Below are 14,920 nucleotides of genomic sequence, written 5' to 3' on the forward strand. Positions count from 1 at the left end.
GCTTTTTTTGAATAGGCTCCAGCTTTAGCTGGGGTTTATTATAGATTGTGGAGAAATGGCTTTAGCCAAATAATTGCGTTTTGAGAATAAAAAAATTCGGCTAAAGCCAATTCATTTTCGCTAAAAACTATTCAATTTTACGCTAAAACCTCTTTCGTTTTGAGCTATTCTTCTGCGTTAGGGATAGGAGCGGTATCCTTTTTTGTGGCTTTTTCTGCCACGAAAAAGATATAGCGTATAGCCCGACCGAAGGGAACGCCCAAAAAAAAATCCGCTCATTTCTGAACGGATTTTATATATTAAAACTTAGCGTCTTAGCGCCTTCGTGGCAAAACCTTACTTACTTAATTCCACAAAATACTTGTAAAACAACGGAATAGTCTCAATTCCTTTTAAGTAATTGAAGATTCCGAAATGCTCGTTTGGCGAGTGAATGGCATCAGAATCTAAACCGAATCCCATCAAAATGGTTTTGCTTTTTAATTCTTTTTCGAACAACGCTACAATCGGAATACTTCCCCCTGAACGAACCGGAATTGCAGGAAGTCCAAACGTTTCTGTGTATGCCTTATTGGCTGCCTGATATCCAATGCTGTCAATTGGCGTTACATAACCTTGCCCGCCGTGGTGTGGCTTCACCTTTACGGTAACTCCGGCCGGTGCAATGCTTGTGAAATGTTTGGTGAAAAGTTCTGTGATTTCTTCCCAATCCTGATTTGGAACCAAACGCATTGAGATTTTAGCAAAAGCTTTGCTCGCAATAACTGTTTTTGCTCCTTCGCCCTGGTATCCGCCCCAGATTCCGTTTACGTCTAATGTTGGACGGATTGAGTTGCGCTCGTTGGTTACATATCCTTTTTCGCCATAAACATCGGCGATGTTTAAAGCATTTTTATATTTTTCTAAACTGAAAGGCGCTTTTGCCATCTCCGCTCTTTCTTCAGCTGTTAATTCCTGTACTTTATCATAGAATCCCGGAATCGTAATGTGATTGTCTTCGTCGTGCAACGAAGCGATCATTTTTGCCAGAATATTAATTGGGTTCGCCACTGCTCCACCGTATAATCCTGAGTGTAAATCACGATTTGGTCCTGTAACTTCAACCTCAACATAACTCAAACCTCTTAAACCTGTTGTGATTGAAGGCTGTTGATTCGAAATCATTCCGGTATCTGAAATTAAAATAACGTCGTTTTTCAGTTTCTCCTGATTACGTTCGACGAACCAGGCTAAACTTGCTGAACCTACTTCTTCTTCTCCTTCGATCATGAATTTTACGTTGCACGGAAGTGTATTGCTTTGCACCATATATTCTAATGCTTTTACGTGCATATACATTTGCCCTTTGTCGTCACACGCACCGCGCGCGAAAATTGCGCCTTCTGGATGAATTTCGGTTGTTTTGATAACAGGTTCGAAAGGTGGTGATGTCCATAATTCCATTGGATCTGGCGGCTGAACATCATAGTGCCCGTACACTAAAACGGTAGGTAAATTTGGGTCGATTATTTTCTCTCCGTAGATAATTGGATAACCTGGAGTATCGCAAGTTTCGACAAAATCGCAGCCTGCTTTTGATAAACTTTCTTTTACAGCGGCTGCTGTGTCAATAACATCTTGCGAGTATGCAGTGTCGGCGCTAACCGACGGAATTTTTAATAATTCGATCAACTCATTGATAAAGCGATCTTTATGTTGTTGAACGTATGACTTAATATTTTCCATTTAAAAGATTTTTATAGAATTTCAAAAATACAAAAAAGAGAATTAATATTTTTTTTCAAAAATGCTTTGAAAATTCGAAGTTATGCTTATCTTTGCACCCACAATTACGCGGATATGGTGAAATTGGTAGACATGCCAGACTTAGGATCTGGTGCCGCAAGGCGTGTAGGTTCGAGTCCTATTATCCGCACTGAAAAAGCTTCTGAGAAATCAGAAGCTTTTTTGTTTTTAGGCATTCGCCGAAATTGTATTTAAACCTTATAAGTAACATTAAGTTCATTTTCGTCAATTATCAAATCTTTCTACGTTTTTAGGTATATCAGAAAGTAGTTCCAATATTTATTAGCCAATCAAACAAAAAAATAGAAAAGTCAATTTTTTTATATTGGCCTGTATCCTTATTTTTACTTTTTAATAAATCTTCAATTGGGTTAATTCGTTTTAAACTTTTATATATGTTCAAAAAATCAACTTTTGCTATTATTGTTCTTTTTGTTTTAAATTCCTGTGCCGTTCAGCAAAAAAACTTAGCAATGGACGATTGGTATGCCTTTACCAAAACAAATACAGCACAACAAAAACCATCAGACATTTATGAGTTTAAAGACGGCATGATTCGCATGCATGGAAATGACAATAGCTGTTTGATGACCAAAAACAGCTATAAAAATTTTGAACTTGAATTAGAATACAGATGGAATCTGGAAGAGCAATACAAAACAAACAGCACAAAAAACAGCGGTGTAATGTATAATATTCCTTTAGACGCCTCTGATAAAATCTGGCCGAAAGGAATTCAATTTCAAATAAAAGAAAAGACTACCGGTGATTTTATTTTCCTGGATCAGGTAACGGCAAAAGTAAACGGTAAATTAATTGAAGCCGGCGCAAGTGTCGTTTCGCCTAAGTTTTTAGCCAATGAGAAACCTTATGGCGAATGGAATATTGTTGTTATTAAATCTTTCAACGGAAAAATTACGCAATACTTAAACGGAAAATTAGTGAATGAGTGTACTGACGCTTCTTCGACAGAAGGCAAAATTTCTTTGAATTATGAACGGTCACCAATTGATTTCAGGAATATTACGATAAAAGAGATTTCGAAAGAATAATTTTCGACAAAGTTTTTTTTCCGCCACGAATTCACGAATTAATTTAAAAATTCGTGAATTCGCGGCGGAAACTCAGTGTGTTTATTACTTTGTATTGGGATTTAGTAACTCAATTATCTTATCCACATTAACCTCACTGTAATCATTTATATAAAAGTCACAAGGAGGCAACTGTTCTTTTGTATGTGAACTCAAAACACCAACCACTTTCATTCCTGCACTTAATCCAGCTGTAACACCCGAAAAAGAATCTTCGAAAACAACACAGTCCGAAGGAGCAACGCCAACACGTTCTGCCGATTTTAGATATACTTCCGGATTTGGTTTATGCTGTTTTACGTCTTCGCTTGATAGCATCGAATCCATTTTTTCATCTAATTTTAAAACATTGGCAATCAAATCCAAATTCGCACGTGGAGCTGATGTTGCAACGGCCGTTTTAAAACCACGAGATCTCAATTCGCTTAAAAAATCCAAATAATGCGGAATCGTTTCGACTTTGTCTTTATAAACCTCACGGAACATTCCTTCTTTTTCATCTTCCAGTTTTGTAAGTTCTTCTCCGGTAATTGGACGCTTGAAAAAATGCGACATAATATAACCGTTATGTTTTCCATACATATGTTCCTCAAACTCTTGCTCTGAATGAGGAATTTGATATTTATCGAAAAAGGTCTCGAAAGCTTTTGCATGATGTGGATTGGTGTGACAAATCACGCCATCCATATCAAAAATAACACATTGCTGCTTCATTGTATATTTTGTTTTTTTAACGGTCGCAAGATAATTAATTCCACAGAGTTGCACAGAGGTTTCTCGCAGAGATTCGCTAAGATTTGTTTTTTAATCGCGCAGAGCCGCAAAGTTTTGTTTCACGCAGATCCCGCAGATTTAAGCAGATATCCGCAGATTTATTTTTGATTAATCATCTGCGGATATCTGCCTAAATCTTTTTAAAATCTGCGTGAAACAAAATCCTTACAATCTTTTTAATCTGTGGCATAAATAAAACTTTGCGACTCTGCGCCTTTGCGCGATTAATTTCCTACCCTATCCAAATTTTACTCTTAACCAAAGTCATCGTTTGTTTTAAATGCTGATTTAATGCAATTAGAATAATCAAAACCACCAAACCATATCCAACAATCGTATAAATTTCCATATCAGCCAATAACGTTGCTTGTTTGGTAATCGTTCCGAAAACTTTTTTCAAGGCCAAAGTATTCGCGTTGTCTGCCGAATAACCTTTTGCCATAAAACTCTGTGCTGTTGAAGCAATAGTTTGTTGGGCTTCCGGGCTTTCGCCAGTTACAAATTGACTTAGTTTTAAAAAGTGCTTTTTATTCAGGAATACCATTGCATTCTGCATCACGCAAAACCCAATTGTACTTCCCCAAAAACGCCCTGAAACACCGACGATCCCCGAAGAAACGGCCATTTTAGCCGGAACGGAAGATGTCGTAAACAAGATTAACGGAACGAATAAAAAACCAACTCCAACACCTTGTAAAATATATGGAATAATAATATCTGACAGCGCCACATCGGGCACAAAAAGAAACGTAAACCAAAAATGAAACAACGCAATCAATGAAAATCCAATGATAAAGATGATTTTAGTCGAAACGGATTTCATTAGAAAATAAGCAGCCAAAACCAATCCGATTACGTTTCCTAATCCGTTAATGTATTGCACGCCCGCAACACGCGACGGATCCCAATTCCAAATAGAAAACATTGCGGAATGACAAAGACTAAGCGTTGCTCTGCTGATGTAAAAAAGGAAAAACAATAGAAACCCAATTCGCAAATTGGCATACTTAAAAACTTCAAAATTAAAAGTTGGTCTTTTTACCAAAAGCTCTTTAAAGATGAACAAGCCTCCCGTTATCAAGGCAATGATCAGCATTAAAACCATTTCAGAAGACTGAAACCAGTATTTTTTTTCGGCATAAACAAAGAAATAAGCACCACAAAGTATGGCAGTTAAAACCAAAATATAACTCAGCCAGTCGATTTGATAAAGTGGAATTTTCTTTGTAATTCTATGTCCACGAAAAGTAACTAAGATCAAAAAAACATTCAAAACCTGAAGTCCGCCTGAAACATACAACATGTATTTCCAATCGTAATGATCCAGAAACCAAACCGCAATATTCATGATAAACGGCGTTGACAATAATAGTGAACCATAATAAAAGGAGAAACCAATTATAATGGCGTTTTTAGAATTAAACTGTTCAATCAACAATTGTCTGATCGTAATTACCGGAAGCGCCATTAAAATTCCCTCGGCAACTCTCAATAATAAAAAGAGATAAAAGTTGGTAATGTAGGCCGATGAAATAATAGTAATTCCGATTACCGAATACACCGCCATCAGGTAATTTTTTGCAGGGAAAAAACTCGAAAATCGGCTTTCGATCAAAATCGTGGCCAGCAAAGTTCCGTAGGTAACGCACATCGCAAACTGCAAATCTTCTGGTTCAATGTCCAGAAAACTTGCGGCGTAGGTTACGTTTGAAGTATAAACTCCCAATAAAATCATGGAATGCAGCAAACAGACAAACAAAATAATAATGATTGCCCATTTGGGAACCCAGGATTTAAAAATACTTTTATCTTCCATTTTAGTGGTGTTCGGCGATAACGGTGATGTTCATTCCGGCTCTTAAAAAGTCGGTTTGTTTATCGTTGTCTTTTAACTGAATTCTAACCGGAATTCTTTGCTCGATTTTCACGAAGTTTCCTGTTGCATTATCCGGAGGTAATAACGAAAATCTCGCACCGCTCGCAGGTGATAACGAAGCAATAATTCCTTTAAATTCTTTATTATTTAAGGCATCGGCTTTTATTTCAACTTCCTGACCTACTGTTAAATATTGCAATTGAGTTTCTTTAAAATTGGCTGTAATCCATTTTTCTTTGCTTACAATTGATAGCAGCGATTGACCTTCTTTTACCAATTGTCCCGGCTGTAAAGTTCTTTTCCCGATCCAGCCGTCGTAAGGTGCTGTGATAATCGTGTACGAAAAAAATAATGCAGCATTATCAGCAACAGCTTGTCTGGAAGCAATGTTAGTCTGCGTTGTTGGCACATTAGCTTCAGCAACGGAAGTACTTAAAGTAGAAGAATGAATTCTTTCTTTCATCTCCTGAAAATGCGCCTGTGCCGATTCGTAATCGGCTTTTACTTTCTCTAATTGCTGAGATGTTGCCGCTTCCTCTTTTACCAAAGCTTTGTACCTTTCGTATTCTAATTTTGTTTTCCAAAGATTCGATTTCGAAGCTTCTAATTGTGATTCTCCAATTGCCGTCGTACTGGCTGTCGTTGCCACATTTTTCTCGGCCACAACACTACTTTGCTGCGCGCTTTGAACATCGGCCAGCGCCACATTCAATTTCGATTTGTATTCTCTGTTATCAATCACAACTAAAGTATCGCCTTTATGCACAAACTGATTTTCATCAAAACGAACTTCCTGCACATAACCTGTAATTCTCGACATAATTGGCGTTACATATTGCTCCACCTGAGCGTCATTGGTTTCTTCGTGATTGCTATTGAAAACATAAAACCAAATCCCCAAAATAACCCCGCTCACCACAAGCGCACAAGCTATACTTATTATTATGATATGAAACGTTCTGTTTCTACTAGTTTCATTTTTTATCTTAACCATAAACTCTATATATTTTGTCTATTTTCTATATTCTATTTTCTATTTTCCAAAATCTTGTCTCTTGTCTCTTGCTTCTAAAAGTCTAAAATCTAACAAGCTAACTCTGAGGCATTATCCCCGCAGTATGCAACAACTCATAATGTTTTAAAACAGCATCCAATCGGGTAGAAACTTTGTTGTATTTCGCCTGAAGCAAAGCATTATCAGCATCCACCATTTCTGTTATTAAAACCAATTGATTTAAGTATTTCAGCTTTACAATGCGGTAATTTTCATTCGCTAAATCCAAAGCTTTGTCTACCACCACAAATTTTTCAAGGATTTCATGATATTGCGTATGTTCTTTATATAGTTGATCCTGAATTTCATCTTTTATAATTTCAGACTGCATTTGCTGCCATTCGATTTTAGTATTCGCCTGCGCCATTTTGGTTTTGTTTTTATATAAAGCCGAAATATCGAAATGCGCTGCTATCCCGATTTGCCCTAAAGTGTACAAATACGGATTTGGTGGGAAAAATTTGTAGTTCGGATAATAGAAACCATAATTTCCGAAGAAGTTTACCGTTGGAAGATAATTTCCTTTAACCAATTTCAACTCGGTTTTTTTGATCTCTAATTCCTGGCTCGCCATTCGCATTTCTTCGTTTTGAGAAGCTTTATTCAGATAATAATCATACGGATCTATACCATTCATTTCATCAAAATTTGCTGTAGTATCAATCGCGATTTCTTCATTTTCAGGAAGCTGAATTAAAGTTTTCAGATCGTGAAGCGCAATTTTTATGTTTTTGGAATTTGTAAGCGCATTTAATTCACGATCCGAAAGCTGTAATTCGGCTCTAATGACTTCATTTTTAGTAAGCGTTCCGTGTTTTTGAAGCGACTGTACTTCTTTCAATCGGCTTTTTTCTTCCTTGATATTTTCTTCAAAAATCTTCTGAAGTTCTATCATTTTATAAATCGCCAGATAGTTGGCAACCACTTCAAGCTCGATATCATTTTCAGTCTTTTCTGTTTTTATTTTGGCAATTTCACTTTCCTGATTTGCAATTTTGATGGCATTATTGATCTTATTTCCAGCATAAATTGGCATTGTAAAAGTTGAATTTACCTGATAAATTTCAGGAATTGCTTTCGTAACCTCTTTGCCGTTCAAAAAACCGCTTCCTTTGAATTCGGTAATATTCGTAATTCTGGAATACTCGCCGTTTAATTCGATATCCGGCAGGCGGAGTTCTTTTCTTTCTTTGATGTTTTGCTCTGAGAGCGTAGTCTCTAATTGAGATCTTAGGATTTTTTTATTGTTTTCTTTGGCTAATTTCAAGGCTTCACTTAATGAAACCGAATGAATTTCCTGTGCTTGTACATTATTGAATGTGAATACAATTAGAAATAACAGCAGGATTTTGAGAAAACAATCTTCTGTAGAATTTGTTGTTTTATTAAGGAACATGATTACATAAATAATTTTATGGTGCAAAGTTCCCACATTATTTTATTGACTGATAATTCTAAAAAGTCAATAACATATTCATTTCAGACAAATGCTAAAATTGTTATTTTCGAAAACGTTATATTAAAACACTGGTAAACAATTCATTAAAACATTTCTTATTTTAAAGGTTTAACGCAGATTTAAAAAGGATTTAGGCAGATGTACGCAGATTATTTATTCTGAGGAAAATTCTACGTAGATTCTAAATAGATTTAATCAGATATTTTAAATTTAAATCTGCGCCGATCTGCTAAAATCTGCCAAATCTGCGTGAAATATTTTTAAAACACCTACGTAAATAATTTATCTGCTTTTTAAGGTTTCACGCAGATTTAAAAAAAGATTTAGGCAGATGTACGCAGATTTTTTATTTCTGAGGTAAATTTTACAGAGATTTTGAATAGATTATTAAGCAGATATTTTTAAATTAAATCTGCACTGATCTGCTTAAATCTGCCAAATCTGCGTGAAATAATTTTTAGAATGTCTGCGAGAGAAATAATTTTATCTGCTTTTTAAAACATCTTCCCCATTCAAATAGTCAGAAGGTCTTTGTCCGAGGATTTTGAAGAAAGTATTACTGAATGTCGGCACACTATTATAACCTACTTCCAGCGCGACTTCTTTGACTGAAAGTTTTCTGTCCAGCAGCAATTCGATTGCTTTCAGAATTCTTCTGATGGTATAATATTGAATGAAAGACATTTTGAGATCTTTTTGAAACAAGCGATACAAAGAGCGTTCGCTATAACCGAATTCATGGGCAACTTCAGAAAAGAGAATTGTTTCTCCTAAATTATTCTCGATATGTCGAAGGATTTTCCCTAGTCGTTTGTCTTTTGGCTGTGGTAATTCCAAAGGCAGATTGTTAGTGCAAATTTGAGGTAAGATTGCTTTAATAGCTTTTGCAATTGTAAAATTCGGAGAACCTTTCTTCAAATCACCATTCCATTGATTGGTAAAAAGCATCATTTGAAGCAGTAAATTATTCACCGGATAAATACCTTCGTTTTTATAATATTCATCCTCATCTTTCTCCACCGGAAAATATAAATTTCGCATCATGACATTTTCCGACTTCGGTTGGATGCTATGCTCTACACCAGCCGGAATCCAGATAAAATGCCTTGCCGGCAAAAAATACGTTTTGGTTTCAGTAGTTACAAAAACCACATCTCCTTCGGCATAGAGCATTTGTGCTTTATTGTGTTTGTGCGTTGGAACCAACAACTCTCCCATCAAATCATGGTGGCAGTAAATACTTTTTTTATCAGCATCTACTTTTGTGAGGTAGTACTTGTCTACTTTGAATATTGATTGTTCCATTTGAAGTGGTAATATCTTATAAAAGTAGACAAATTAAATTCCAAATAAAAAATTCCAAATTCCAATGGGATAGAGATATTATTGGAATTTGGAATTTAAAAGATTGGGATTTATTTTAGAACACTTTCTAAAATTAAAAAAGCCTTTCCGTTAAGAAAGGCTTCTTCCAATATTTGCGGTCTGGACGGGACTCGAACCCGCGACCCCATGCGTGACAGGCATGTATTCTAACCAACTGAACTACCAAACCAACTGCGTTATTGTGACTGCAAAAATACAATAGAACTTTGATTCTGCAAGGGTTTTTAAGAATAAAAATTTAGAAAATTTTAATGAGCTAAATTCCAATATTTTATCCCGAAGCATCGGGACCAAATTCTAATAGAATACGCAAACCTTTGTCAAAGTTTGAAAGTTTTCAAAAGTTTTTTCGTACACAAATATACATTTTCTTGTCAAACATAGCCCGTGGTTTCAACCACGGTGATACGGAGTTTGATCATAATCCATGATTGTTTCCCCGTGGTTGAAACCACGGGCTATGCTTAAAATGGAATTTGGTCCCGATGCTTCGGGATAAAAATTTTGGGATTTGCCTTTTACCAAAAGGCTATAAATCAAAAAAGCCATCCACAAAAGTGGAAAGCTTTTCATTGGTCTAACTACTAAACCAGCTACGAGTTACAAAGTCGTAGCAAAACAACACAACTAATCTTAGATACCGTATTTGGGCAAAAAAGCCTTTCCGTTAAGAAAGGCTTCTCCCAATATTGCGGTCTGGACGGGACTCGAACCCGCGACCCCATGCGTGACAGGCATGTATTCTAACCAACTGAACTACCAAACCTCTGCGTTATTGCGGTTGCAAAGATAGTACAGAATTTCGTTTCTGCAAGTGTTTTGATAAAAAAAATTGAATAAATTTTTAAATTATTAGCCAAAGTTTTGTTTTTCAACTAAATATGTTGTCAATATTTTTTCAAAATTATCACCAACATTGACCGGTACATACTTAATTTGGTTCTTTGCACAGGTTAAAGCCAGGTTTTTAAAATAAGCTTCTGCCCTTTTTTCATATTCCAATTTTACGTTATCTGCAAAAATCGATACTTCTTCGCCCGATTCTACGTCGATAAACTTCCTTGGCGTATTATCAAAATCGAATTTCAACTCGGTTTCATGATCAACGACATGAAATAAAACGACTTTATGCTTATTATGTTTTAAATGCTGTAACGCATTAAACAACTTCTCATCATCTTCCGACTGAAACATATCGGTGAACAAAATAATCATCGAACGTCGGTGCATTTTCTCCGCAATTTGATGCAAATACGTAATTGTATCTGTGCTTTTTCTAACTTTTGGCTGCACTAACAATTGCTCCAGTTTGTTAAGTAACATTCTGTGGTGACGGTCGCTTCCCTTTTCGGGAGCGTAATATTCGTAATTATCTGAGAAAACGCTTAAACCAACAGCATCACGTTGTTTCTTTAAAATATTCATCAAAACGGCCGAAGCGAGAACTGCAAAACCAATCTTCTTTTCATAAAAAGGCTGATTCGATTTTAATTCCGGGTAATGCATTGAAGATGAATTATCGACAATAATATGACAGCGTAAATTGGTTTCTTCTTCAAAACGTTTTGTGTACAAACGATCCGTTTTAGCAAATAATTTCCAGTCGATATGTTTAGTGCTTTCGCCGGCATTATATACTTTATGCTCAGCGAATTCAGCCGAAAACCCATGAAACGGACTCTTGTGCATTCCGGATATAAAACCTTCCACAACCTGATTCGCCAGCAATTCAAGATGTTGAAAACTGGAGACTTTCTCTATTTCCGATTCGATTTTCATTCCGTTCTTTTTTTAATATCGGACTAAAATTAAGATTTCTTTTAAGATGTTTGCCACTAATTTCCACTAATTATTTTAATACCGCTTAACTCTTGGCGTAATTAATAAAAATATTTAAACACATAGCAAATGGTTTTTGTAAACTTAAAAAAAAGCATTATTCTAAAATAAGAGTTATGTCTCTATTGTTTAAAATAATTAAGCCAACTTTATTCCAATAAAAAAGGCTTGACTTTCGCCAAACCTTTTTTATATAAATCATAATCTTACGATTACAACAAAGCGTCTAAACTATCTGCATAGGTTTGTTTCGGAGCAACTCCTACTTGTTTACCTACAACTTCACCGTTATGAAAAACCAAAACGGTTGGTATGTTACGCACACCATATTTTGCAGCGAATTCCTGATTAGCATCAACATCAACTTTTCCAACAACTACTTTACCTGCGTATTCGTTGCTTAATTCATCGATGATTGGACCAACCATTCTACAAGGACCGCACCATGCTGCCCAAAAATCTACCATTACTGGTTTATCTGATTTTAAAACTACTTCGTCAAAAGTAGCATCTGTTATTGCTAATGCCATAATAATTTTTATTTAAGTTCATCCCTTCGACGTTGCTTAGGGAACAATTTTGAATGTTGTTTTTTAACAGTACAAATTTAGAAATTTAAAACCAATCAAACACCATTCGTAAATTAGTTTTGACTATAAATGCATTGTCAATAATTATATTAATAACAAAGCGGTTGCTGGTGCGAAATACAATCAATAATAAACTGGAAATCACATTATTAATATTGTATCATTTTTTATATTATCTTTAATGGTATCGAAAATCTGATCCTATGCCAGCAATTTTACATAGAATAAAAAACTTTCTACAATCAGCCCCATTAAAAAAATACGCCAAACGCTTTGGTTATTTTATTTTAGGATGTATCGGAATCATTCTTATTGCCTGCGGTGGTTTATCCGTTTATTTCAATCGGAATAAAACCGAAATAATGGCCAAAATCAACAGTAAAATTAATGATAATATCAATGGTGATTTCCATATTGGCGATTTCCAGTATAAATTTTTAACCGGTTTACCCAATTTTACTTTGGCTTTAAAAGATGTTGAACTTAAAGACAAACAATGGAAAACCCACAAACATACTTTACTGAAAGCCAATGAAATCGAAGTACGCTTAAACGTTTGGAGTTTGCTTCAAAAGGAAATCAACATTCATAAAATCCTGATCAACGACGCTCAGATTTATCTTTATAAAGCCGAAAACGGTTATTCGAACTCGGACATTTTCAAACCAAAAAAGAAAAAAACACCCGAAAACAAAGAGAAGCCTGAAACCATAATCAATCAGGTCGACCTCAACAATGTTCATTTTGTTTTGGACAATCGCATCGGGCATAAATTATTTGATTTTGATGTTGCCAGTTTAAAATCTAAAGTAAAATATGAAAATGACGGCTGGCAAACCGATGTTTTTTTAGACACTCAAATTGGCAGTTTAGCCTTTAATACCGTTCACGGAAGTTTCGCCAAACAAAAACAACTCAAAGGAACATTTGCCGTTTCTTATTCTGGCGCAAACGAAAAAATTGACGTAAAAACCAGCGGCCTGAAAATCGGAAGTGATTCTTTTGATATAGTTGCTTTTTTCAATTTAGCCAAAGGAAATGCGCTGTTCGGCATCAATATTGGAACTACAATTTTATGGCAAAATGCTTCCAATTTATTATCGGCAAACATCAGTTCTAAGCTGAACCATTTTAATCTAAAAAAAGAAATTGATGTGAATTGCGACATCAAAGGCGATTTTAATGCCGAAGGTGATCCGCGAATTGTCGTTCAGGCAGAAGTTCACAACAATGAATTGAGTATTCCAGACGGTTTAATTACCGATTGTGATTTTAAAGGAATTTTCACCAATAATTTCAAACCAAAAGAAGGTTTTTCAGATGCCAATTCGGCTGTGATTTTGACGCGTTTTTCTGGGAAATACAAAAATGTTCCACTTAAAATTGCGCAATTATCGATCAATAATCTCGAAAAACCACTGGCCACCGGAATCGTGAGTTCCGATTTTGACCTTCCGGTTATGAACGAAGAAAGCACCGAAAAATGGATTCATTTTACTGAAGGTCATGCCTCGCTCAACTTAAAATTTCAGTTTGATATTGTCAATTTATACATTACCAAACCGCGTTTTATTGGAAATGTAGATATTAAAAATGTCTCTTTCCATTTTATTCCGAAAAACGTTCATGCCGAAAAAATAAACGTGCAATTACAATTTACGCAAGAGGCCCTGATCATTAATAAAATTGCCTACAAAAATAAAAACAACACCATATTTATAGACGGAAAAATCAATAATTTCCTGAATTTATATTACGATGCTCCAGAAAAAATGGTCGTAAACTGGAATATCTATTGCCCAAGTATCGATGTCAAACAGTTTCTGGGCGTTTTGGCCACTTCTCAAAAAAGGAAAGTAAATGCCAAAAAACCTTCTATGTCGAATCAGTTGCGCAACGCGATCGAAAAATGTATTGTAGACATCAACCTCAAAGCCGACAAAATCACGTACAATAAACTGACCGCAACCAATACAAAAGCGCAGATTCAGATGATCGATTCCCGATTGGTAATCAAAAATGGTTCACTGCAGAGCTGTGGCGGAAGCATTAATTTTAGTACGACGCTTTCTCCAAATGGCAAAAATTACAATTTCGCTTCAAACGCACAGGTCAATCAGGTTGATATTACACAGTTTTTAAAGTCGTTTAACAACTTCGGAATCAGATCCTTTACGCCAAATAACATTCGCGGAAAACTCACCAGCAACACCAATTTTACGGGAATGATCCATAACGGCGAATTAGTCCCGAATTCAACACACGGAAGCCTGAATTTCAACGTCACTCAGGGCGCCTTGATAAATTTTGAGCCTATTATGAAAATTGGCAAATTTGCGTTTCCGTTTCGCGATGTCAAAAACATCACTTTCAGCGATATATCCGGCAATTGCAAACTTCGCGGCGAACTCGTCGATATCAACAAGCTAACGATAAGTTCGAGCGTTTTAAACCTCGATGCACAGGGTATTTATTCCTTTGGAAGAGGCACTAATATGGCGCTCACCGTCCCACTCCGAAACTCCAAAGACGACGCCAAACTTGCCACCAAAGCCGAGCGCGACGCCGTTCGCAACAACGGAATTGTCCTGCATTTACTTGCTGTAGATGATAATGGAAAAATGAAAATTAAATGGGGAAAGAAGGATAAGGGGAAGAATAAAAAGGAGAGATAAGCGAGCAGTTTGTCATTGTACAAAGAGAAAAACACCCCAGTTTGTCATTCCGAGGAAGTTCTGTTTTGTCACTCTGAGCGAAGTCGAAGAGCCACACAAGAAACTCGACAAAGATTAGCACTATAGTATAATCAAGTTTGTCATTTCACCCGAGTATAAACACACAGTTTGTCATTCCGAGGAACGAGGAATCCCCGCAAGAAACTCGACAAAAATTGGCACTATAGCACACAACAAACAACCCAGTTTGTCATTTCGACGAAGGAGAAATCCTCGCAAGAAACTCGACAAAGATTGTCACCAAAGTCTACACAAAATAAGAGTTGGAATTTGGAATTTTCAAATTTTGGAATTTTGGAATTTCTTTTTCATTAGGAGCTATTTCCTGCTA

Annotated in this window: 11 protein-coding genes and 3 tRNA genes; 3 read left to right on the top strand and 11 right to left on the bottom strand. The window is 36.0% G+C overall.

The annotated features are described in order from the left end of the window. Positions 1-336: 336 nt before the first annotated feature. Positions 337-1,725, bottom strand: coding sequence for a dipeptidase (locus tag J2X17_RS01320; RefSeq protein WP_310293954.1), 1,389 nt, complete (start codon positions 1,723-1,725; stop codon positions 337-339). A 108-nt stretch (positions 1,726-1,833) separates the two neighbouring features. Here J2X17_RS01320 and J2X17_RS01325 point away from each other — a divergent pair. Together J2X17_RS01325 and J2X17_RS01330 are read left to right on the top strand one after the other, a co-directional pair. Next, positions 1,834-1,915 (top strand) — tRNA-Leu (locus J2X17_RS01325). 265 nt (positions 1,916-2,180) lie between these two features. Next, complete coding sequence (locus tag J2X17_RS01330) at positions 2,181-2,837, top strand: 3-keto-disaccharide hydrolase (RefSeq protein ID WP_310293955.1); 657 nt, start codon at positions 2,181-2,183, stop codon at positions 2,835-2,837. 84 nt (positions 2,838-2,921) lie between these two features. Here the strand turns inward: J2X17_RS01330 and J2X17_RS01335 are convergent, their stop codons facing one another. From J2X17_RS01335 to trxA, 10 genes are all read right to left on the bottom strand, one after another. Continuing rightward, positions 2,922-3,590: an HAD family hydrolase gene (locus J2X17_RS01335; protein WP_310293956.1), complete on the bottom strand. Its 669-nt coding sequence runs from the start codon at positions 3,588-3,590 to the stop codon at positions 2,922-2,924. Between the two features lie 292 nt (positions 3,591-3,882). After that, positions 3,883-5,466, bottom strand: coding sequence for an MFS transporter (locus J2X17_RS01340; RefSeq protein ID WP_310293957.1), 1,584 nt, complete (start codon positions 5,464-5,466; stop codon positions 3,883-3,885). A gap of 1 nt (position 5,467) precedes the next feature. Beyond that, positions 5,468-6,520, bottom strand: a complete 1,053-nt coding sequence (locus J2X17_RS01345) for an HlyD family secretion protein (RefSeq protein ID WP_310293959.1) — start codon at positions 6,518-6,520, stop codon at positions 5,468-5,470. A gap of 97 nt (positions 6,521-6,617) precedes the next feature. After that, positions 6,618-7,976, bottom strand: coding sequence for a TolC family protein (locus J2X17_RS01350; RefSeq protein WP_310293960.1), 1,359 nt, complete (start codon positions 7,974-7,976; stop codon positions 6,618-6,620). A gap of 546 nt (positions 7,977-8,522) precedes the next feature. Then, positions 8,523-9,344: a helix-turn-helix domain-containing protein gene (locus J2X17_RS01355; protein WP_310293962.1), complete on the bottom strand. Its 822-nt coding sequence runs from the start codon at positions 9,342-9,344 to the stop codon at positions 8,523-8,525. A 176-nt stretch (positions 9,345-9,520) separates the two neighbouring features. Next, positions 9,521-9,594 (bottom strand) — tRNA-Asp (locus tag J2X17_RS01360). A gap of 224 nt (positions 9,595-9,818) precedes the next feature. Beyond that, a complete protein-coding gene (locus tag J2X17_RS01365) occupies positions 9,819-9,998 on the bottom strand; it encodes a hypothetical protein (RefSeq protein WP_310293964.1) in 180 nt (59 codons plus the stop codon). A 119-nt stretch (positions 9,999-10,117) separates the two neighbouring features. Beyond that, a tRNA-Asp gene (locus tag J2X17_RS01370) sits at positions 10,118-10,191 on the bottom strand. 86 nt (positions 10,192-10,277) lie between these two features. After that, positions 10,278-11,204 (bottom strand): DUF58 domain-containing protein, encoded by a 927-nt coding sequence (locus J2X17_RS01375; RefSeq protein WP_310293966.1) that lies wholly within the window; start codon positions 11,202-11,204, stop codon positions 10,278-10,280. 272 nt (positions 11,205-11,476) lie between these two features. Then, positions 11,477-11,794 (bottom strand): thioredoxin, encoded by a 318-nt coding sequence (gene trxA / locus J2X17_RS01380; protein WP_035621938.1) that lies wholly within the window; start codon positions 11,792-11,794, stop codon positions 11,477-11,479. A 263-nt stretch (positions 11,795-12,057) separates the two neighbouring features. Here trxA and J2X17_RS01385 point away from each other — a divergent pair, with 263 nt between their 5' ends. Next, positions 12,058-14,529, top strand: coding sequence for an AsmA family protein (locus tag J2X17_RS01385; RefSeq protein WP_310293967.1), 2,472 nt, complete (start codon positions 12,058-12,060; stop codon positions 14,527-14,529). The last annotated feature ends 391 nt before the right edge of the window (positions 14,530-14,920 follow it).

The organism is Flavobacterium aquidurense, assembly GCF_031458035.1.
Taxonomy (GTDB): domain Bacteria; phylum Bacteroidota; class Bacteroidia; order Flavobacteriales; family Flavobacteriaceae; genus Flavobacterium; species Flavobacterium aquidurense_C.